The organism is Rhodococcus ruber (assembly GCF_027270735.1).
Lineage (GTDB): Bacteria > Actinomycetota > Actinomycetes > Mycobacteriales > Mycobacteriaceae > Rhodococcoides > Rhodococcoides rubrum_A.
This window is the reverse complement of record NZ_JAPWIJ010000009.1, coordinates 140,283-160,287: the sequence shown is the minus strand read 5'-3', so window position 1 is coordinate 160,287 and position 20,005 is coordinate 140,283. Positions and strand designations below refer to the sequence as shown.

The following is a 20,005-nucleotide window of genomic DNA, read 5'->3' as shown; positions in this document are numbered from 1 at the left end:
CTACGCGTCGTGAGGGAAAGTCAGCTTCGGAATGCGCTTTCCAAGCTATGCTGTCGGAGTCGATCGGTCAATAGTCGACTGTTGATCGCAACGATTTCGCAGGGGGGTGAGGGTGTATGGCCGCAGTACGACTGAGCGATGTGGCCGCGGCGGCGGGCGTCTCGCAGGCCACAGCGTCGCGGGTGCTCAACGGCTCGTCACGAGTACCCGGCGAGGGTGTCGCCGATCGCGTCCGCGCAGCCGCGGCGGACCTCGGGTACGTCGCGAACGCGCAGGCCCAAGCGCTGGCTCGGGCGTCGACCGGCTTGATCGGGCTGGTGGTGCACGACGTGGCCGATCCGTACTTCTCATCCATCGTCCGCGGCGTGCAGAACGAGGCGCGCGACGCAGGCAAGCTGGTACTCCTGGCCAGCACGGAGCGCGACTTCGCTCTCGAACGGCAGTCGGTCGCCACCTTCATCTCGCACCGCGCCGACGCCATCATCCTGGCCGGCTCGAGGCAGAGCGGCGACTTGGACCGAGCACTGGAACAGGAGTTCGCGGCATACCGCGACAACGGCGGCAGGGTGGTGGTGATCGGGCAACCGGTACCGTTCGCCTCTGCGGTCGAACCCGAGAATTTTGCGGCATCAGCGGCTTTGGCAAAGGCCCTGTACGAACACGGCCATCGTCGCTTTGCGATCATCGGCGGCCCAGGAAACATCCGGACCTCGGCCGATCGTCGTAACGGCTTCGTCGAGACCCTGTGCACCCACGGCATCACACCGGAAATCGAAGTGGCCGGGGACTTCTCGCGAGACGGTGGCTACAGCGCCGCGCGACGCCTGGCGGCTGCGCTCGAACTCTCCCCCGGCCACGGCGCTCCACCGTGCGTGTTCGCAGTCACCGACGTCATGGCCATCGGAGCAATCGCAGCGTGGCGCGAGCTGGGCCTGAGCGTGCCAGAGGACGTCTGCGTCGCCGGATTCGACGACATCCCCACACTGCGCGATCACTCCCCGAGCCTGACCACAGTCGCGCTCTCCTTGGTCGATATCGGCGAGCGAGCCGTGCAGCTCGCCCTGGATTCGGACAGTCGCCCTGGAAGCCGGGAGTGGGCACCGGGCACCGTCGTCCTGCGGCGCAGCACCTCTCTGACCAGCTGATTGTCCGAATTGCTTGACACTGTGGGCGCGATCACACTACGTTGGGCGACAGCTTCGGAAAGCGCATTCCAGCGGGGAGTAGACGGACCCGCCTCCTACTAGATCGAGGACTCCTTATGACGACAACATCGTCGGTCGAAGTCCGTTCTGCCACTGCGTCGGTTCCTCAACCCGCACCGACCCGTCGTCGACGGTTCCCTTCGCTCCGCAATACCTGGTCCGGCCTCTGGCGACCCCTGGCCCTGGTGGCTGTGCTCGTCGCCGCATGGTGGGCCGTCACCGCCTCCGAACTCGTTGCGCCCTATATTCTTCCGTCACCCGGTGACACGTGGTCGACGATGGTGGACAATGCGTCCTACCTCGCCGGCCACACCTGGGTGACAACGTACGAAACCGTCGCCGGCTTCATCATCGCCAGCGGCGTCGGTATCGCCGTTGCAGTGGTGATGATCTACTCGTCCTCGATCGAGAAGACGATGTACCCGCTCATTCTGTTCGCCCAGGTGATCCCGAAGATCGCCATTGCGCCGCTGTTCGTCGTATGGCTCGGATTCGGTCCCAGCCCCAAGATCCTCGTGGCCGTCCTCATGGCCTTCTTCCCCATCGTCATCGCCGGAATGGCGGGATTGCGTTCCGTCGACCCCGAGATCCTCGAACTCACATCGACCATGGGTGCGAGCAAGTGGAAGACGTTCTGCAAGGTTCGTTTTCCCGCGTCGTTGCCGCAGCTGATGTCCGGCCTCAAGATCGCCGCAACACTCGCTGTGACCGGAGCTGTGGTCGGTGAATTCGTCGGGGCCAACGAAGGTCTGGGGTACGTGATCCTCCAGGCCAACGGAAACATCGACACTGCAATGCTTTTCGCCTCTCTGATCATCATGTCCCTGCTCGGCATCGTGCTCTTCCTGATCATCGAGATCGCCGAGAAGTTCCTGATCCCCTGGCACGCATCGCGTCGCTCCACCGCGTCCGTCGGCGCTGTCTGACCCGCTTGCTCTCCCTCCATCGAAGGACACATTCCATGAAGCTCAAAAACGTTCTGGTGGCGACCGTCGCGTCGTCCGCTCTCGTACTCGCCGGATGCAGCGGAGGAGGTGGAGGCGAGGAGAAGGCCCCGGGTGCCGACGGTGAAACCACCGCGACCTCGCTGATGCTCAATTGGTATCCCTACGGCGAGCACGCCCCGTTCTACTACGGAGTGCAAGAAGGCATCTTCGCCGAGCACGGTATCGACCTCACCATCACTGCGGGCCAGGGATCGACCAAGACCGCACAGGCCGCGGGCTCCAACCAGACCGATTTCGGCTGGGCCGACACTGCGGCCGTGATGTCCAACATCGACAAGGGGGTCAAGGTCAAGAGCCTCGGCGTATTCCTGCAGACGACGCCGTCGGCTGTGCAGGTCTACGCAGACGGACCGATCCAGACCACCGCCGACCTCGCCGGAAAGACCATCGCCGTCTCCGCCGGGGATGCGCCCACCACTACATTCCCCATCTTCCTCGACCGCGTCGGCGTTCCCGAGGACCAAGTTCAGCAGCAGAGTCTGGACTCCGCGGGCAAGATCGCCGCGATGCTCTCGGGTCAGGTCGACGGTCTCATCGGCTTCGCACACGACCAGGGGCCCAACATCGCGAACAAGTCCGGACGCGAGATGCGCTACCTCCGCTACTCCGACGAGGGCTTGAACTTCTACAGCAACGGCCTCATCGCCAACACGTCGACCATCGAGCGCTCCCCCGAACTCGTTCAGGCCATGGTCGACGCCACCCGCGAATCGTTCGAGGCAGCCATCGCCAATCCTGAAGCGGCCGTGGCATCGATGGTCGGTAAGGACCCGCAGACTCCGCCGGAGTCGGTGCTTCTGCAGCAGTGGCAGGAAACCATTCCGCTGCTCACCACAGACAACACCGAAGGAATGGCTCCGGGTGTCAACAGCGACGAGGACTGGGCCAACACCATCAGCATCCTCAGCGATGCCGGACTCACCGAGGCTGGAGCCGAGTCCTCGACCTACTGGGACTCGACTTTCACCTCCAACGAGGAATGAGACGTGACCATGAATGCGATCACCAGCGAACGGCCTCCCACCGTGACGGAGACCGCGGTCTCCGTCGACAACCTCAGCGTCCAGTTCTCGTCCAAACGAGGTGATGTCACCGCTCTCTCCGATGTCGACCTCCAGGTCGGGAAGGGTGAGTTCGTCTCCATTGCAGGGCCTTCCGGTTGCGGTAAGTCCACCCTTCTCAAAGTGGTCGCCGGTCTCACCGGTGCCTCACGTGGGTCGGTCCAGCTGGTCGGCAAGGAGGTCAAGGGCCCGCAACGCAACATCGGCTACGTCTTCCAACGTGCTGCACTGCTCGAATGGCGGACCGTGCGCAAGAACATTCTGCTTCAGGGTGAGATGCGCGGGATGAACAAGAAGGCAGCGGCCGCGAAGGCCGATCAGCTCATCGAGATGACCGGGTTGACCGGTTTCGAGGGAGCACTCCCCCACGAGCTGTCCGGCGGCATGCAGCAGCGCGTATCCCTGTGCCGCGCATTGCTTCACGAACCCGAGGTGTTGCTCATGGACGAGCCTTTCGGAGCTCTGGACGCTCTCACCCGCGAGAAGATGAACGTCGAGCTGCACCGCATCTGGCGGGAAACCGGGACGACGGTCATGCTCGTCACCCACTCTGTCGCCGAAGCGGTGTACCTCGCCAATCGAGTAGTCGTCATGAGCCCGCGGCCCGGACGAATAGTCGACATCCTCGACGTGGACCTACCGGCACACCGCGATTACAGCGCGACGATGGAGAAGCCCGAATTCATCAGTGTTGCAAATACTGTGCGTGATCTCCTGGGAGCGACGACGAGCGCGGACTGATCACCACGGTAGGTAGCCCTGCAGACCGCAATGGTCTGCAGGGCTACCTGCCGTCGTGACAGCCGAATTCGACGTTCGAATTGTTCTCAGACGTCGCGCTTGTCAGCTCCGCGCCATCGTCTCCCGTGCGGCACCTCGCTCGACCACTCGTCGAGCGGTTCGGGCCACTGCCTCGTCGATCAGAAACCCCTTGCTGTCGACCGCCACACCGGACTCGGCACGTTCCAAGTCGGCCAACAGTTCCTCGGCTTCGCGTACTTCCAACTCGGAGGGCACGAACACCGTTCGTACAGGAGCGAGTTGAGCCGGATGGATACACGCACGCCCGACAAAACCGAGACCGGCCAGAGTGCGAGTATCGGCCTCGAACGCATCGGCATCGCGGAAGTTGCGCGACACAGCAGCCGGCGGTGGATCGATACCCGCTGCCACGCTGGCTGCCACCACCTGAGCGCGCACGAACGACAGTGACTCCGCCGAGCCGTCGACACCCAGATCGGCGGCGAGGTCCACTTCCCCTATCTGAAGGAACCGCACCCGAGGCGCACGGGCAATCTCCAGAGCGGCGAACACTCCGGCGGCCGTCTCGATGAGGGGCGAGACCGCCGCGCTACAGCCACTCAGCAGAGCATCGGCTTGCTCCACCTCGCGAGCCGACGACACCTTCGGCAGCCAGATACCCGTCAGGTTCGGGTGCAGAACTGCACGAATATCGTCCTCCTGCAACGGCCCTGGGTTGACCCGCACCCAGATCTGCACGTCACCCGGTTCGCAGGCCGCAACCCACTCGGCCACCATCGCACGGGCATGGTCCTTGTTTGCCGCGGTGACTGCGTCCTCGAGATCAAGCACTACCGCGTCGGTACCCGATGCCAGTGCTTTGTCGAAACGCTCCGGCACGTCCCCGGGAACGTAGAGGTACGTCAGGGCCGACCTCATCCGATGACCCCCGTACCCGCGACCAGGGACTTCGCGATGACGGTACGCATGATGTCGTTGGTGCCCTCACCGATGGCCATCAGCGGGGCGTCCCGGTAGAGGCGCTCGACGACGAACTCGGTGGAGTAGCCGTACCCACCGTGGATACGCATGGCTTCGAGGCTGGCGGTGATGGCGGCTTCGGAGGCGAAGTACTTCGCCATGCCGGCTTCCATGTCCACGCGCTTGCCCGAATCCGCCTGCGATGCAGCCCAGTACGTCATCAGGCGTGCAGCCTGCAGCTGGGTCGCGATGTCGGCGATCTTGAGCTGAATGGCCTGGAACTCGGCGATGGGCTGGCCGAATGCGGTGCGCTGCTTCGCGTATTCGAGTGCGGCGTCGTAGGCAGCCTGCGCGATGCCGACGCTGCGGCCGGCGATGTTGAGACGGCCGATCTCGAGACCGGACAGTGCCTGCTGCAAGCCCCGACCCTCCACACCACCGAGCACTGCGTCGACGGGGACGCGCACATCGGTGAAGGTGATCTCACACGATTCGGTGCCCTTGTAGCCGAGCTTGCCCATGTCGCGCTGCACCTCGAACCCGTCGGTGGTGGTGTCGATCAGCAGCAGCGACATTCCCTTGTGCGCGGGGGTCGTGGTGGTGTCGGTCTTGACCAGTACCGGAAGCACATTCGCATGCCGTGCGTTGGTGATCCACGTCTTCGCACCGTTGACGACGTAGTGGTCGCCGTCCCGCTTCGCTGTGGTCTTGATGCCCTGCAGGTCGGTGCCGGCACCGGGCTCGGTCAGGCCGACACCCGTTCGCCATTCACCGGACGCGAGCTTGGGCAGCAACGTCTTCTTCTGCTCCTCGGTACCGTGCTTGCCGATCATCCAGCACGAGAGGTTGTGGCTACCGAGAATGCCGGCGACGCCCATCCATCCCCGGGCCAGCTCCTCGTAGACGAGGGTGAACGAGACCTTGTCGAGGTCGAGGCCGCCGTACTCCTCCGGCGTCGTGATCCCGAACAGGCCCATGGCCTTCATGTGCTCGACGATCTCTGTGGGGTACCGTCCGGTCTTCTCCCACTCGTTCGCTACCGGGATGATTTCCTTGTCGACGAAGGTGCGCAACGCTTTACGGAATGCCATCTGCTGTTCGTCGTACGTGAAGTCCATGATGATGTCCTGTCGATTGGGGTGTCGTCGATCAAAGTGTCAGGGTGCCGGCGCGATGGCTGCGGCGAGATCGAGAATGGCGGTCAGGTCGGTTTCGTCGACCAGTCCGAGGATGCGGTCGGCGAGCTCGCTGGCACGAGAGTCGTTGCCGCAGTTGCCGAGGAACTTCTCCAGCAGACGGTCGTCGCTCAACGGGAACCCGGCGGAACCTTGGCTGCCGCCGACGGAGGCGTCGAGCACTCGTCCGTCGGTGAGGGTGAGAACCGCCCTGCCCGACGCGGCGGCCGCGGGAACCTCGGACGGCAGGTTCGTCACCCGCACCTTGCGCGCAGTGACGAGGACGTCCTCACGTGCGATGGACTCGTCCGTGTAGGTCGAGACGGTGATCGCGCCGTCGTGCAGTAATGCCGCCACACTCCACGGCAGATCGAACTTGCCGTCGTATGTGCTGCGCGGCGACGCGACTCCGGTGTTGGGTCCGCAGACGAACGGACTGGAATCGGGGTGAACGAAGACCTCGATGTCGGCAATGTCGCCCACCTGAACCGCTTCGTCGCCGAGCGCCTCCGAGACAGCGTCGAGCGTGACGTGCATCAGCTGGCAACTGGGGTACGGCTTGATGCCGATCCGGGTGGCTTCCCACCGCGTGCCGAGTCCCTCCGTCAGTGCCGCGAAATTCGTCGGCCGATCGGTCAACGCAGCGTAGATTCCGCGTCGACCTTCGAGAACCGACGAGGGTCCGGTGGCACCGGCGGCGGCGAGTCGGGCAGCCAGCACACCGTTCATGCTGGCTGATCCGGGATGCAGCGCTTTGGTGTCGGCATCGGTATCGAGAAACTCGAGCAGTCCCGAACTCGACGACCCGGCGATCCCCAGAGCGTTGACCAACGTCTCGGTGTCGAATTTCGAGAGGTGTCCGGCAACGAGTGCGGCCGTCAACGGACCCACCGCTGCCGTGGCGTGCACGCCACGAGCGTGGAAGCCGTGCGGACTGACTTCACCCAGGCGACAGGCGGTTTCGAGACCGAGAGCCGCGGCGGTCAGCACATCCGAACCCGAAGCCGACACCTGCTGCCCCACAGCGAATGCCGCGGGAAGAGATACGGCCGTCGCGTGCACCAGTGCGCCCGCATGCGTGTCGTCGAAGTCCAGAGAATGCAGCATCACCCCGGTCGCGAAGGCGGCTGCGGGCGCGGACAGGCCTCGGGTGCCGGTGAGAGGCCGCGCCTCCGGTGGGCCGCCGAGAGCGTCGGCCACTGTCCAGCCCGGTCGGCCGTAGCCGAGTCTTTGGGCCGCAACGGTATTGCCGACGCCATCGAGTAGGTGGCGCGCGGCCGCGTGCCGGACGTTCTCCGGCAGGTCGGCAACGGTGACACTCGATGCCCACTCCGCCAAGATCGTCGAGGTCACGCCCGCACCTCGTCCTTCGCCGTACCGAAGGCTCCCTCCGCCTTCAATGTCGCGATCCGTTCGTCGTCGTAGCCCAGTTGCTCGCGCACGATGTCGTCGAAGTGCTCGTTGCGCTGCGGTGCCCGGCGGTACTGCTTGGCCTCGGAACCGAAGTTCACCGGGGACGCGACCTGACGCACCGTGTTGTACACCGGATGCTCGGTCTCGACAACGAGATTGCGCGCAATCGTGTGGGGTTCGGTCAGCGCATGCTCGACGTCGTTGATCGGTCCGGTCGGCACCCCGGCCGGGCCGAGCTTCGAGAGCCAGTGCTCGACGGTATTCGTGGCGAACACCTCTTCCAGGATCGGCAAGAGCACGTCCTGATGCTTGCCACGCAACGAGAAGTTGGTGAACCGCGGATCGGCACCGAGATCCGGGCGATCGATGGCGACGACGAGCCGGTCCCAGAACTTCTCCTTCGCGCAGCCGACGATGAGCCAGCCGTCCGTTGCCTCGAAAGCCTGGAACGGCACCAGGGACGGGTGAGCCGAGTTCTTCGTGCGGATCGGCTCGAAGCCGGCGTTGAGATGCCACGTCGCGGGATACGTCAGCAGCGACATCGCCGTGTCGTACAGCGAGACGTCGCAGTCACCACCGATGCCGTCGCGTCGGGCAGCGTGCAGTCCCGACAGCAACGAGATCGCGGCAACGAATCCACCGGAGTAATCGACCAGCGACAGACCGGATTTGGTGGGCGGGCCGTCCGGGTCGCCGGTGACGCTCATCCAGCCGGCGAGGCCTTGCAGAATGTAGTCGTAGCCAGGCTCTTTCGCGCGCGGGCCGGTCATACCGAAGCCGGTGAGACTGCAGCACACGATCGCGGGATTGAGATGCTTGAGCTGGTCGTAGGTGATGCCGATCTTCTCCGGCACGTCACCGCGGAGGTTGGAATAGACGGCGTCGCTGGTACGGACGAGGTCCTCGAACACCGCTCGCCCGCTCGGGGTCGAAAGGTCCAGTGAGAGAGAGCGTTTGTTGCGATTGAAGCTCTCGAAGAACAGCGAGTCCTCACCCTCGTTGTAGGGCGGGACGTAGCGTCCGACGTCGCCGCCGACGCTGGGGTCCTCGATCTTGATGACGTCCGCGCCGAGGTCGGCGAGGTGCAAGCTACCGAACGGGCCTGCGCCGTACTGCTCGAGGGAAATGATGCGTACGTCTTCGAGTGGCCTCATGCGTCGGAATCCTTAGTCTGGGGAAGTTCGAGCGGTCCGTTCTGAGCTTCGGGGAAGTAGTTCTGCCCGATGCCACTGTCGCGGGTTGCGACCATGACCGAGCGCTTCCACGAAATGACCTCGACGCCATCCTGATTGAGGCCGCGGGTGATCATCGAGACGATGCCGGCGTAGGGACGTGACTCGGACTTGCGCAGCCCGGTGCAGATGCTTTCGGCGTACAGCGTGTCGCCTGCATAGACCGGGTGGGACATCTTGATGTCGGTGAAGGCGAGATTCGAGATCGCGTTCTGGCTCATGTCGATCACCGAAAGTCCCAGCACCACAGAGACTGTGAAGCCGGAGTTGACGATGACCTTCCCATCGGTGATGGGGTTCTGCGACGCCAGATGCGCGTTGAAATGGTTCTGGTTGGTGTTGAGCGACAGCAGCGTGACCCACGTGTTGTCGGTCTCCGAGATCGTCCGCCCGAAGGGATGTTGGTAGACGTCCCCCACGGCGTAGTCGTCGAAGAAGCGCCCCAGAACGGCCGGATGGATTGCCACCGTGTCTCCTCGTGTCGGTTTGGCGAGTGCCTTACCTAGACCATAAACATCAGATGTTTACGGCGTCAAGGGTTCGCGAAAACCGGTAATCGGCAGACTTCACCGGAATCGACTCGATAAAGAGCAGATGTTTACGGGTTGCGGAGTCGATCCATCTGTCGGTACGAGTCACCGAGGTGATCGAGATGCTTGCGCATGAGATCCATGGCAGCCATCGAGTCACCGGCCTCCACCACGTCGAGCAGTCCCCGGTGGTCGCTGTCGACGCACTGCCAGAAGCCCTCAGGTGCGTGGTCGCGGCCGAAGCGGCCGGACAGGACACGGAAGACAGGTGCGGTGATGAGCTCGAGCAGGGGGTTGTGGGCTGCGCGCAGCAAGACGAGGTGAAATTCCTGGTTCTTGGCGAAGGTTTCGGGCCCCTGCACTTGGTTGGGGTCGAAGATGGTCTCGTTGAGCTGCTCGAGATGCTCGTCGGTGCGGCGGAACGCAGCGATGCCTGCGGCCGGAACCTCCATCAGGTTGCGCACTTCCATGAGCTGGTCGACCGTGACGGTCTCGGCGGCGGCCATCAGTGCGACACCTGTTTCCAGGTGCTCGCTGATGTGCCCGACGCTGGGGACGGCAACGAAGCTTCCCCCGGTCACTCCCCGGGTCGTCTCGATCAGATTCTGACTGGCCAGGGATCGGAGGGCTTCCCGAATGGTGCTGCGCCCGACGCCGAATTCGGCGGTGAGCTCGGCTTCGCCGGGGAGCCGCTCCCCTGGTTGCAGCTCACCGGAGAGGATGCGGCTGCGCAGATGGCCGGCGAGAACCGCATACGCGGGGACACTCTTGGCGGTCGCCTTGAGCGGAGCCGATTGAGCCACTTCTGCCCCCTAGTTGTCGACGACGGGTACTGGTCGGCTCGAGCTTAGCCTGGCCGATGCTCAGAGATGCAGGGATCGCAACCCTCGATACATCCGCTCTTTCGTAGGAAAACACCGATATCGACAAGGGCGAGACTGGATATCTGGACAAAGTCGACGCAATACGTCAGAGGTATTGCTTTTCCCGTCGATCATCAGCACTATGACTCATGTCACCTCAGCAGTGACCCCACGACTTCGTAGGACACGCGGAGCACGCCTTCCCGCTCCCCTCGGGCACCGACAGAACGGACGCAGCATGAAACGCATTGGAGTCGACGTCGGCGGCACGTTCACCGACCTCGTCCTGTGGGACGACGACGGCACGGTCGTCGTGCACAAGACCCCGTCCACCAATCACGACCCCTCGATCGGCACGATGGACGGCATCAAGGTTCTCGCCGAACGTGCCGGGATCGACCCGTCCGAAATCGACATGTTCTTCCACGGCACCACCGTGGCCACCAACATCGTGCTCGAGCACAACGGCTGCGACGTCGGCATGATCACCACCGAGGGCTTCCGCGACCTGCTGCACATCGCGCGTAAGAAGCGTCCTCTCAATTACTCGAACTACCAGGATCTTCCGTGGCAGAAGTGGCAGCTCGTGCCGCGACGCAACCGGCGGGTGGTCCCGGAACGAATCGACGCCGCAGGAAATGTTCTGACCCCGCTCGACGAAGATGCTGTGCGCGAACAGGTTCGACTGTTGCGTGAGCGAGGCGTACAGGCCATCGCCGTCGCGTTCCTGCACGCGTACCGCAACCCCACGCACGAGCAGCGGGTCAGAGCCATCATCGAGGAGGAGTTTCCGGGCGTCTTCATCTCCCTGTCCAGCGAGGTGGCTCCGCAATACCGCGAGTACGAACGCTTTTCGACCGCAGCGCTCAACGCTTTCATCGGACCGAAGACCTCCAAGTACATCGAGAACCTCGCCGGTAAAGCCAAGGCGGCGCAGGTCGGCGAGGACGTGCATCTGATGACGTCCGCCGGCGGACTCGTGACCTCGCGCAGCGCCAGCGAAATCCCCGTCTCACTCCTGACCAGCGGTGTGGTCGCCGGGCTGCTCGGTGGCTGCGCCATCGGTAAGGCCTCCGGGTACCCCAGCGTCATCACTCTCGATGTCGGCGGCACCTCCGCGGATGTCGGCGTGGCCCCGGACGGCGCGCTGCGGATGAAGCATCTGCTCGACACCCGAATCGGTGACTATCACGCGATGGTGCCCATGGCCGAGGTCGACACCATCGGTGCCGGAGGCGGCTCCATCGCCGTGGTCGACGACGGCGGCATGTTCCGCGTCGGACCACGCAGTGCGGGTGCCGTACCCGGACCCGCCTGTTACGGACACGGCGGCACCGAACCGACCTCCACCGACGCCATGGTGATGATGGGATGGCTGCGCGAGAAGAGCTTCCTGTCCGGAACCATGGAGGTCAAGCCCGAGCTGGCACGCGAGGCGATTCAGACTCACATTGCCGACAAACTCGACACCCCACTCGACGACGCCGCGATGGGCATCTTCAAGATCCTCGCCCATTCCATGACCGAGGCGATCAGCCTGCACTCGGTGCGCAAAGGCTATGACCCACGCGACTTCTCACTGATCGCCGAAGGCGGCGCGGGGCCGCTGTTCGCCTGGCAGATCGCCGACCAACTCGGTATCCCGCGGGTGATCGTGCCCGGTCACCCCGGCATCACCTCCGCCGTCGGGCTGCTCACCACCGACATCCGCTACGAGGAGCCGACGACGGTGTGGACGTCGTCTGCCGACCCGAACATCGAACTCCTGCAGGAGCAGGTCGAGCGCCTGTCTGCCCTCGCCGTCGCACAGCTCGAGAAGGACGGTGTTGCGGCCGAGAACATTTCGCTCGAACGCAGCGTCGACTGCCGTTACGTCGGCCAGGGCTACGAATTGCGCGTCGCTGCGCCGGACGGCGAGATCGACGACGTGTGGGTCAAGACCGTCGCGGAGGCGTTCCACGAAGTGCACGGCCGCACCTACTCACAGCGGTTCGACGACAAGCCCGTGCAGCTGATCAACGTCCGCGTCACCGGCGTGGGTGCGGTCCCGCACGTACAGATCGCCGACATCGCCGTGGGCACCGCCGACTCCTCCGCCGCGATCAAGACGACCACCAACGCACTGTTCTGGCAGGACGAGACGTGCGCGCCGCAGTGGGTGGACACCCCGGTCTACGAGCGGTCGTTGTTGTTGGCGAACAACGAGATCGACGGTCCAGCGATCGTCGAGCAGTTCGATTCCACCACGATCATCGGCATGAACCAGCACGCCACCGTCGACGCCGTCGGCCACATCATCATCGAGAGGAACCCCGCATGAGCAAGGCGCTGATGCCCACCACCGGAGTGTCACTGGCGGGCGAATCCACTCGAACCTGGAACGACGTCGAGGTCGATCCCATCACGCTGCGCGTCATCGGCGGAGCCCTGCAGTCGATGGCCAAGGAGATGGCCCAGGTGCTCTACCGCATGGCGTACTCGTCGCTCATCCGAGAGTCCGAGGACCTCGGCGCGGGCATCTTCGACATCAACGGACGTGAGCTGTGTGAATCGGATTCGACTCCGATGCACTGTGGTTCGATTCCCGCCTACATCAAAGGGGTCAACCGTCGCCTCGCCGGAACGTACAAGCCCGGAGACGTGGTGCTGCACAACCATCCGTACCACGGAGCGGCCCATTCCCCCGATTACGGCGTGATCATCCCGATCTTCTGGCAGGGCGAGCACATCGGCTTCGCCGGGTGTACCGGTCACGTGTCCGACGTCGGCGGCAACTTCCCCGGCCTGTGCATGGACGTCGTCGACGTGTGGGCCGAGGGCAAGCTGATGGACTCGATGAAGATCTACGAGGCCGGGGTCCGCAACGACTACCTGATCCAGCACATTCTCGACAACGTTCGTACGCCCGAGCAGAACCGCGGCGACCTCGAAGCACTGATCGCGTGCTCGCGAATAGGCGAGAAGCGATTCACCGAGCTGCTCGAGAAGTACGGCCTCGACACCGTCATGAGCGCGGGCGAACGCTGGATGGACTACTCCGAATCCATGCTGCGCAAAAAGATTCGCGAGATTCCCGACGGCAGCTACACCGCACCCATCGGATACCTCGACGACGACGGTAAGAACCGCGACGAACCGCTCAAGGTCGCCGTTCGGGTGCAGGTCGAGGGCGAGGACATTCTCATCGACCTCACCGGCTCGAACAGCCAGGTCCCCACCGCGTTCAACGTCCCGTTCGAGGGTTCGGTTCTCCCTGTGGCCGTCTCGGCCATTCGTACGATTCTGCTCGATGAGGACCTCACCGAGGAATTCGTTCCGCAGAACGACGGGTGCTTCCGACCCGTCAAGGCCTATGCTCCCGAGGGGACGATCTTCAACCCGGACTTCCCCGCATCATGTTTCGCGCGGTTCTCGCAGGTGAACCGTGTGTTCGACTCGATCAATCTCGCTCTGGCCCCGGTGCTTCCGGATCACGCGATCGCCGGCTCGTCCGCCGCTCTGTGCGCCATCGCCTACTCCGGAATCGCTCCGGACGGCGAATCCTATTGGGTCTACATCGAAATCAACGAGGGATCGTACGGCGGCCGCAACGGCAAGGACGGTATGGACGCCGTCGACGCCCTGATGGCCAACACCCGCAACAACCCCATCGAAGAGCTCGAGCTCAACCACGCCATGCGCGCGTTGCGGTACGAGCTGCGCGACGAGGCACCCGCGCCAGGGAAGTGGCGCGGCGGTATCGGCAGTGTGCGCAAGTGGTTGATGGAGACCGATACGTTCCTCGGGTCCGAGGCCGACAACCGGTCGGATCCGCCGGCCGGAGCCCTCGGTGGCCACAACGGGGTGTCCGGCTCGTTCACCAGGAACGTCGGGACCGACCGCGAGGAAGTGTTGTACTCCAAAGTCACTCAGGAGACGATTCGTTCCGGTGAGACGCTGGAGATCAAACTGCCCTCGGGCGGTGGATTCGGAAATCCGTTCGAGCGTGATCCTTTCCAGGTGCTCAGCGACGTCTGGGACGAGTACCTCACCGAGGACGATGCTCGACGCGACTACGGTGTGGTCGTGAACACCGATTCGTGGACGGTCGACGAGGACGCGACGGCCGAGCTGCGTGCCCGGAGCGCAGCCTGATCGAGGACGGGACCTTCGGCGGTGTCGTCCGGTGGATCGACGACCGGAACGACACCCCGGGGCCCCTGTCCGGCCTGCGTATCGGCGTCAAGGACAACATCGACGTGGCCGGCGTCGAGACCACCTGCGCGTCGGAGTTCTTCGAGCACAACGTCGCCGCGTCGGACGCCGAGGTCGTCACCCGTCTGCGACGCGCAGGCGGGTCGGTGATCGCGAAACTGAACATGGCCGAGTTCGCCGTCGGCGTCACCTCGCAGAACTCGGCCGCCGGCCCGTCGTACAACCCGTGGAATCGCGCGCGCGTCCCCGGTGGATCGAGTGGCGGCTCCGGGATTGCCGTCGCCGCTGGATTGGTCGACGCGTCCCTGGGCACCGACACCGGCGGGTCGGTGCGCCTCCCCGCCGCGGCATGCGGGATCACCGGTCTACGCCCGAGTTGGGGATCGATCAGCAACGACGGCGTGTTCCCGGTGAGCGAGCAATTCGACACCGTCGGGCCGATGGCGCGGTCGGTCGTGGAAGTCAAGGCTCTGTTCGACGTCCTGTCCCCCAGCCCGTCCGAACCATCAGCCGTCACGCGTATCGGTGTCCCGACCGTGTTCCTCACCGCGGACGTGGATCCGGGCGTCGCGCAGACCGTCGCAGCCGCGGTGCGCACGCTCACCGACCTGGGGTACGAGATCGTCCCCATCGAGCTGGGGCATGCCTCAGATGCCCAGGATATCGTCTACACGATCGTCTACAGCGACCTCGCTCGCCGCCATCGGTACCGGCTCGACGCCGAGCCTTCTCGTTTCCAGCCCGCGACCTATGAGCGAATAGCGTTGGGCCTGAGCATCTCCGAGTCCGACCGTGCCCGTGCATTCACCGGCCGCGATCTGTTCCGTCAGGCCATGACCGCCACGTTCGAGAGTGTCGACGCGGTGCTGACCCCGGCCATGCCTGTCGACGTTCCCCCGAGGGACGGGGGTGACGACGTGGTCGCGCTCTCACGCCGGATGGGACAATTCACGTACCCGTGGTCGTTGCACGACGGCCCGACGCTGGCTCTACCGGTCGGCTTCCACCCATCCTCGGGCACGCCGGTGGGGGCGCAGCTGACCGCTGCTGCGCACCGTGAGGGTGCACTGTTCGGCGTGGGTGAGCGCTATCAGTCGGTGACCGACTGGCATCGGGCGACACCACCGTATACATCTGATCTTTAAACCGCGCTGCGCGGTCAATCGGCGGGCATTGTCCGTATTTACCTCACCTTGACGCCTAAAACATCTTATGTTTAAGTGGTCAGCAGCTGTTACGTACGTCTCACTACGTGTGGGCCTGCGACAGCCGACACTCCCACTTCGGCATCGTCACGCCGATCAGCAAGCGAGGACGCAGATGCATTTACGCCGAATCACCTCGATCATGACAGCAGTGGCGCTATCCGGCGCGCTGGTGGCATGCGGATCGGATCCCGGCCCCGACGCGGACCCGGCCAACCCGGTCACGATCGACGTCACCGTCTCGGCAGCGGCCGAAATCTACAGCATCCCTTGGCTTGTCGCGCAGAAGCAGGGACTGTTCGAGAAGCACGGCGTGATCGTGGAGAACATCGTGCCGGGCAAGGGCGGCAGCGCGACGATGCGCACACTGCTCGACGGCAACATCCCCATCGGTGAGGTCAGCTACCCGTCGATCGTGCAGGCGGACGCGGCCGGTTCCGAACTGCGCATCGTCGGCGGTGGCACGCAGGGGCCGTACCCGATGAATTTCTACGCGCTCGCCTCCAACACCGACATCAATTCCATCGAGGACGTCCGCCGCTGGGCTTACACCCGGCCCAACTCGGCGTCCGATGCTCTGACGCGTCTGCTTCCCTCCGTTGCAGGCGTCGACCCGAGCCGAATCGAGCGGGTTGCCTCTGGCGGAATCGGCGAGGGGTTTGCACTGCTCGAAGCAGGCAACGTCGATATTGCCCTCGTCCCCTCCATTGTCGCCGAACAGCGACCCGAGGACTTCAAGCTGATCGTCAGCAGCCCCGATTACATGTCGCGGTTCCTGCAGTCGACGATCACCACGACCAAGGATTACGCCGCGAGTAATCCCGGCGTCGTGCGCGCGATCAATGCCGGCTACACCGAGGCGGTCGCATCCATCAAGGCCGATCCTGTTGCCGCCGCAGAGATCTACGCGGCGTACACGGGATTCGACGTCGAGTCGGCCACCGCGGTGGTCGAACGCGCGTCCTCGGTCGGCACCTGGGGCGGCGGCTTCGACACAGCGTCCGTCGAATCCGCCCAGGACGGCGTGGAAGCGTCGGGGAGCGATCGCGTACCCAATTTCTGCACTCTGTTCGACCCGGAGTTCCTCGCCGAAGGAGTCGAGAACGATGTCCCCGGCGACTGCGACTCCTGACCGAAATTTCCCACCACCAAAAGGTATCGACGTGACTCACGCAGCGACTCGACCCCGCCCCGACACCACCTCCGCCATCGCCGTCGCCTCGTCGGTATCGCGGCGCTTCGGTGATGTGACTGCCCTGCACGAGATCGACTTGTCCATCGGCCGAGGCGAATTCGTCTCCGTCGTCGGGCCCAGTGGCTGCGGTAAGTCCACCCTCCTCGAAGTGTTCGCCGGCCTACAGGACCACGACGGCGGCACCGTCCACGTCGACGGCCAACCACTGACCGGCCCTCGGTCCAAGACTGCGGTGATCTTCCAGGAATCGGCGACGCTGCCCTGGCGGACCGTCCGCGACAACGTCGCGTTCGCTCTCGAAGTCCGCGGCGTCGGCAAGAAGGAACGTCGGTCACGCGCCGACGAGCTGCTGAACACCGTGGGGCTGAGCAAGTTCGGCGACCACTACCCCACCCAGTTGTCCGGCGGTATGCGCCAGCGTGTGGCTATCGCGCGCTGCCTGTCCATGGAGCCCGATCTCATTCTCGCGGACGAGCCGTTCGGTGCACTCGACGAGCAGACGCGACTGGTCATGTCGTACGAGCTACTCAAGATCGTCGAAAAGCTCACGTGCGGAGTCCTGTTCATCACTCACAGCATCCAGGAAGCGGTACTGCTGTCCGATCGCGTACTGGTGATGAGTGCGCGGCCCGGCCGATTCATCGACGAGGTAGACATCGACCTCCCGCGACCGCGATCCGAAGACGTACTGGCGAGTCCCGAGGCTGTGGCTCTGCACGAACGCATTTGGTCGCGGCTGCGGGACGAGGCCAAGAAGACCATGAGCATCGAACCATGAGTGCCCCCACGCGCGAGAGCACGCGCGCCTCCGTGGTCCCCGGATACATCCGGCCGGCCCCCTCCAGACAACTCGGTCTCCCCGCATGGGGATGGACCGTGCTCATCCTCGTCGCGGCATTGGTGGCCATCGACATCTCGGCACGGTTCTTCGCATCACCCCTGGACATCGTTCCGGTGACCGACATGATCTCGACGTCGCTGAGCCTGCTGACCGACCCTGACTTCCTGATCGACGAGTTGGGCCGGACGCTGGGGATCATCGTCCTCGCGTTTGTGCTCAGCTCCGTACTCGGTGTCGCCGCCGCCTACGTGCTGTGGCGGTACGAGTTGTGGGACAGAGCGTTTCAGCCGTACCTTAACGTCTATTACGCCGTCCCGACGTTCGCGCTGTACCCGATCATGGTGGTGCTGTTCGGTGCCGGTGTGGCTCCGATCGCCATTCTGTCCACGATCTTCGCGTTCGGTGTGGTGGCGTTGAACGCCCGCACCGGTTTCAACTCGGTATCGCCGATCGTCACCAAGCTCGGCACCACACTGATGCTCACGCGGTGGCAGTACTTCCGATCGGTACTGCTGCCGTACGCGTTGCCGAGCATCGTGACCGGACTCAAGCTCGGGCTCTCGTACGCCGTGATCTCGGTATTGGCCAGTGAGTTCATCCTGTCGACGCAGGGTCTGGGCCACTTCATATCCATTGCCTACGACGGGTTCGACATCGCCGACATGTACGCCGGGATCCTCATCGTGGCGCTGATCGCTCTGCTCTCGACCTCGCTGATCTCTCTCGCGCTCAACCGATTCGATTGGAGGCGCCGCTGATGAGCAGCACCTTGGACAGAGTAGCCACCACACCCACCGCTCCCCCGAAGGTCACCTCGTCCGCGGGCCGCACCAACGCCCGACGGTTTCTCCCACCACTGGTCGTGGCCGTCGTTGCAGTCCTGATCTGGTGGGTCGCGGCCGTTCTCGTCGACAGTCTCATCTTCCCGACGCCGGCCGAGGCCATGGCCTCGCTCATCGAGGACCTGGGCAAGGCGGACTTCCGCGCCAATGTCGGCGACTCGCTGCGGATCCTCGTGCTCGCGTTTCTGGCCAGCACCGTCGTGGGTTCACTGCTGGGCCTGACGCTGGGCCTGAGCCCGTTCTGGACCAGAACCATCGCCCCGATCGTCTACTCGATCAACAGCATTCCGAAGATCGTGCTGTACCCGATCTTCCTGTCGTTCCTCGGTATCGGCGCACTGAGCCGATTCGGATTCTCCTTCTACGCCGCCTTCATCCCGATGTTCCTCGTCGCGGTCGAGGCGACGGCATCTGTCCAGAGAATCCACCTGAAGATGGCGGCATCGCTTCAGGTGAGCTGGCCCAGGTTGATCCGTCAGATCGTCATTCCCGCGGTGCTCCCGGCGCTCGCAACGGGTATGCGAATGACCTTCGGTTTGGCGTTCCTGGGTCTGCTTCTCGCCGAGATGTTCTCGTCATCCAGCGGCATCGGATACGAACTTCTGCGCAACGTCAGCCTGGTACGCATGGAGAACATCATGGGCACGGTTGTGTTGATCCTGGTGATGGCACTGCCTCCCACGATTGCGTTGCAGTGGTTGGAAAGTCGCATCACCTCGAAATACGGCGGCCGGTAACGAGGTCCGTTCAGCGAGGTCCGAACTGACGGTCACCCGCGTCACCGAGACCGGGCACGACGATGCCCCGATCGTCGAGCTCATCGTCGATGGCAGCGGTGACGACTCTGACGGGATGGCCTGACTTCTCCAGAGCAGCAATGCCTTCGGGGGTCACGACCACGCACACGACCACCACGTCGGTTGCTCCGCGCGCCACCAGCAGATCGATCGTCCGCACCATCGATCCACCGGTTGCCACCATCGGATCCAGAACGAAGACCGGGGTATGGGACAGGTCGGCGGGCAGAGACTCCAGATACGGCACGGGTTCGAGCGTCTCCTCGTCGCGCGCCATACCGATGAACCCGACGCCCGACTGCGGAATCAGCGAGCTCGCCTGTTCGACCATGCCGAGTCCCGCGCGCAACACCGGCACGAGCAGAGGTGGGTGTGCGAGCCGAACCCCGGTGGTGTGGGCAACCGGAGTCTCGACATCGAACTCCACCACTCGCGCATCACGCAACGCTTCGTAGACCAACGTGTGAGTCAGCTGGCGCAGCGCAGACCTGAAGGTGGCGTTGTCGCTGTGCACATCGCGCATGGTCGTCAAAAGTGCTGCGGTCAAAGGATGGTCGACTACCCGTGTGTCCATGGTCGGTGATTATGGGCTGTCGATCGACCGTTCGTCCACCTGCTGCGTCATCGATCGACACGCGCTCACCGAGGTCCGAAACCGACCTGTCAGCGTCGGCAACATTTGCCAACGACTCGGTAGCGACGGGCACGTTGACTCGGACGCAT

General features: G+C 64.0%; 18 protein-coding genes. 11 read left to right on the top strand and 7 right to left on the bottom strand.

Going from position 1 to position 20,005, the window contains the following annotated elements:
• Positions 1-116: 116 nt before the first annotated feature.
• The 4 genes from O4220_RS21005 (at position 117) to O4220_RS20990 (ending at position 4,014) form a co-directional block, all read left to right on the top strand.
• Positions 117-1,145: a LacI family DNA-binding transcriptional regulator gene (locus tag O4220_RS21005; protein ID WP_269607415.1), complete on the top strand. Its 1,029-nt coding sequence runs from the start codon at positions 117-119 to the stop codon at positions 1,143-1,145.
• A 116-nt stretch (positions 1,146-1,261) separates the two neighbouring features.
• Positions 1,262-2,131, top strand: a complete 870-nt coding sequence (locus O4220_RS21000) for an ABC transporter permease (RefSeq protein ID WP_032406919.1) — start codon at positions 1,262-1,264, stop codon at positions 2,129-2,131.
• A 35-nt stretch (positions 2,132-2,166) separates the two neighbouring features.
• On the top strand, positions 2,167-3,195 hold the full coding sequence (locus O4220_RS20995) for an ABC transporter substrate-binding protein (protein WP_032406920.1): 1,029 nt from the start codon (positions 2,167-2,169) through the stop codon (positions 3,193-3,195).
• A gap of 9 nt (positions 3,196-3,204) precedes the next feature.
• A complete protein-coding gene (locus tag O4220_RS20990; RefSeq protein ID WP_269607521.1) occupies positions 3,205-4,014 on the top strand; it encodes an ABC transporter ATP-binding protein in 810 nt (269 codons plus the stop codon).
• 102 nt (positions 4,015-4,116) lie between these two features.
• On the opposite strand, the gene O4220_RS20985 is transcribed toward O4220_RS20990, so the two are convergent.
• The 6 genes from O4220_RS20985 to O4220_RS20960 form a co-directional block, all read right to left on the bottom strand.
• Positions 4,117-4,953, bottom strand: coding sequence for an HpcH/HpaI aldolase/citrate lyase family protein (locus O4220_RS20985; RefSeq protein WP_269607414.1), 837 nt, complete (start codon positions 4,951-4,953; stop codon positions 4,117-4,119).
• Positions 4,950-6,113, bottom strand: a complete 1,164-nt coding sequence (locus tag O4220_RS20980) for an acyl-CoA dehydrogenase family protein (RefSeq protein WP_269607412.1) — start codon at positions 6,111-6,113, stop codon at positions 4,950-4,952. Before O4220_RS20980 ends, O4220_RS20985 begins: the two co-directional genes overlap by 4 nt.
• 39 nt (positions 6,114-6,152) lie before the next feature.
• Positions 6,153-7,523 carry an MmgE/PrpD family protein gene (locus tag O4220_RS20975; RefSeq protein WP_269607411.1) on the bottom strand — a complete coding sequence of 457 codons (1,371 nt, stop codon included), beginning with the start codon at positions 7,521-7,523 and terminating at the stop codon, positions 6,153-6,155.
• Positions 7,520-8,737 (bottom strand): CaiB/BaiF CoA transferase family protein, encoded by a 1,218-nt coding sequence (locus tag O4220_RS20970; RefSeq protein WP_269607410.1) that lies wholly within the window; start codon positions 8,735-8,737, stop codon positions 7,520-7,522. Before O4220_RS20970 ends, O4220_RS20975 begins: the two co-directional genes overlap by 4 nt.
• The gene (locus O4220_RS20965; protein ID WP_032364337.1) at positions 8,734-9,282 is read right to left on the bottom strand and encodes a MaoC family dehydratase; all 549 of its coding nucleotides are present in this window, start codon (positions 9,280-9,282) and stop codon (positions 8,734-8,736) included. The genes O4220_RS20970 and O4220_RS20965 overlap by 4 nt, the downstream gene beginning before the upstream one ends.
• A gap of 131 nt (positions 9,283-9,413) precedes the next feature.
• On the bottom strand, positions 9,414-10,148 hold the full coding sequence (locus O4220_RS20960) for a FadR/GntR family transcriptional regulator (RefSeq protein WP_269607408.1): 735 nt from the start codon (positions 10,146-10,148) through the stop codon (positions 9,414-9,416).
• Positions 10,149-10,446: 298 nt separating this feature from the next.
• On the opposite strand from O4220_RS20960, the gene O4220_RS20955 reads away from it, so the two are divergent.
• The 7 genes from O4220_RS20955 (at position 10,447) to O4220_RS20925 (ending at position 19,222) form a co-directional block, all read left to right on the top strand.
• The gene (locus O4220_RS20955) at positions 10,447-12,528 is read left to right on the top strand and encodes a hydantoinase/oxoprolinase family protein (protein WP_269607407.1); all 2,082 of its coding nucleotides are present in this window, start codon (positions 10,447-10,449) and stop codon (positions 12,526-12,528) included.
• Complete coding sequence (locus O4220_RS20950; protein ID WP_269607406.1) at positions 12,525-14,342, top strand: hydantoinase B/oxoprolinase family protein; 1,818 nt, start codon at positions 12,525-12,527, stop codon at positions 14,340-14,342. Before O4220_RS20955 ends, O4220_RS20950 begins: the two co-directional genes overlap by 4 nt.
• Positions 14,288-15,547 (top strand): amidase, encoded by a 1,260-nt coding sequence (locus O4220_RS20945; RefSeq protein ID WP_269607405.1) that lies wholly within the window; start codon positions 14,288-14,290, stop codon positions 15,545-15,547. The genes O4220_RS20950 and O4220_RS20945 overlap by 55 nt, the downstream gene beginning before the upstream one ends.
• A 175-nt stretch (positions 15,548-15,722) precedes the next feature.
• A complete protein-coding gene (locus O4220_RS20940) occupies positions 15,723-16,739 on the top strand; it encodes an ABC transporter substrate-binding protein (protein WP_269607404.1) in 1,017 nt (338 codons plus the stop codon).
• A gap of 76 nt (positions 16,740-16,815) precedes the next feature.
• On the top strand, positions 16,816-17,580 hold the full coding sequence (locus O4220_RS20935) for an ABC transporter ATP-binding protein (protein WP_179274419.1): 765 nt from the start codon (positions 16,816-16,818) through the stop codon (positions 17,578-17,580).
• Entirely contained in the window at positions 17,577-18,401 is an 825-nt protein-coding gene (locus O4220_RS20930; protein ID WP_037148404.1) for an ABC transporter permease, read from the top strand. The genes O4220_RS20935 and O4220_RS20930 overlap by 4 nt, the downstream gene beginning before the upstream one ends.
• Positions 18,401-19,222, top strand: a complete 822-nt coding sequence (locus tag O4220_RS20925; RefSeq protein ID WP_269607402.1) for an ABC transporter permease — start codon at positions 18,401-18,403, stop codon at positions 19,220-19,222. The genes O4220_RS20930 and O4220_RS20925 overlap by 1 nt, the downstream gene beginning before the upstream one ends.
• 10 nt (positions 19,223-19,232) lie before the next feature.
• Here O4220_RS20925 and upp read toward each other — a convergent pair whose 3' ends face one another.
• Positions 19,233-19,856: a uracil phosphoribosyltransferase gene (gene upp, locus O4220_RS20920; protein ID WP_269607401.1), complete on the bottom strand. Its 624-nt coding sequence runs from the start codon at positions 19,854-19,856 to the stop codon at positions 19,233-19,235.
• Positions 19,857-20,005: the final 149 nt, after the last annotated feature.

What these genes read in the sequence shown, in the direction of transcription:
- O4220_RS21005 (WP_269607415.1), top strand. Translation starts at nt 117, where the DNA reads ATGGCCGCAGTACGACTGAGCGATGTGGCCGCGGCGGCGGGCGTCTCG.
- O4220_RS21000 (WP_032406919.1), top strand. Translation starts at nt 1,262, where the DNA reads ATGACGACAACATCGTCGGTCGAAGTCCGTTCTGCCACTGCGTCGGTT.
- O4220_RS20995 (WP_032406920.1), top strand. Translation starts at nt 2,167, where the DNA reads ATGAAGCTCAAAAACGTTCTGGTGGCGACCGTCGCGTCGTCCGCTCTC.
- O4220_RS20990 (WP_269607521.1), top strand. Translation starts at nt 3,205, where the DNA reads ATGAATGCGATCACCAGCGAACGGCCTCCCACCGTGACGGAGACCGCG.
- O4220_RS20985 (WP_269607414.1), bottom strand. Translation starts at nt 4,953, where the DNA reads ATGAGGTCGGCCCTGACGTACCTCTACGTTCCCGGGGACGTGCCGGAG.
- O4220_RS20980 (WP_269607412.1), bottom strand. Translation starts at nt 6,113, where the DNA reads ATGGACTTCACGTACGACGAACAGCAGATGGCATTCCGTAAAGCGTTG.
- O4220_RS20970 (WP_269607410.1), bottom strand. Translation starts at nt 8,737, where the DNA reads ATGAGGCCACTCGAAGACGTACGCATCATTTCCCTCGAGCAGTACGGC.
- O4220_RS20955 (WP_269607407.1), top strand. Translation starts at nt 10,447, where the DNA reads ATGAAACGCATTGGAGTCGACGTCGGCGGCACGTTCACCGACCTCGTC.
- O4220_RS20950 (WP_269607406.1), top strand. Translation starts at nt 12,525, where the DNA reads ATGAGCAAGGCGCTGATGCCCACCACCGGAGTGTCACTGGCGGGCGAA.
- O4220_RS20940 (WP_269607404.1), top strand. Translation starts at nt 15,723, where the DNA reads ATGCATTTACGCCGAATCACCTCGATCATGACAGCAGTGGCGCTATCC.
- O4220_RS20930 (WP_037148404.1), top strand. Translation starts at nt 17,577, where the DNA reads ATGAGTGCCCCCACGCGCGAGAGCACGCGCGCCTCCGTGGTCCCCGGA.
- O4220_RS20925 (WP_269607402.1), top strand. Translation starts at nt 18,401, where the DNA reads ATGAGCAGCACCTTGGACAGAGTAGCCACCACACCCACCGCTCCCCCG.
- upp (WP_269607401.1), bottom strand. Translation starts at nt 19,856, where the DNA reads ATGGACACACGGGTAGTCGACCATCCTTTGACCGCAGCACTTTTGACG.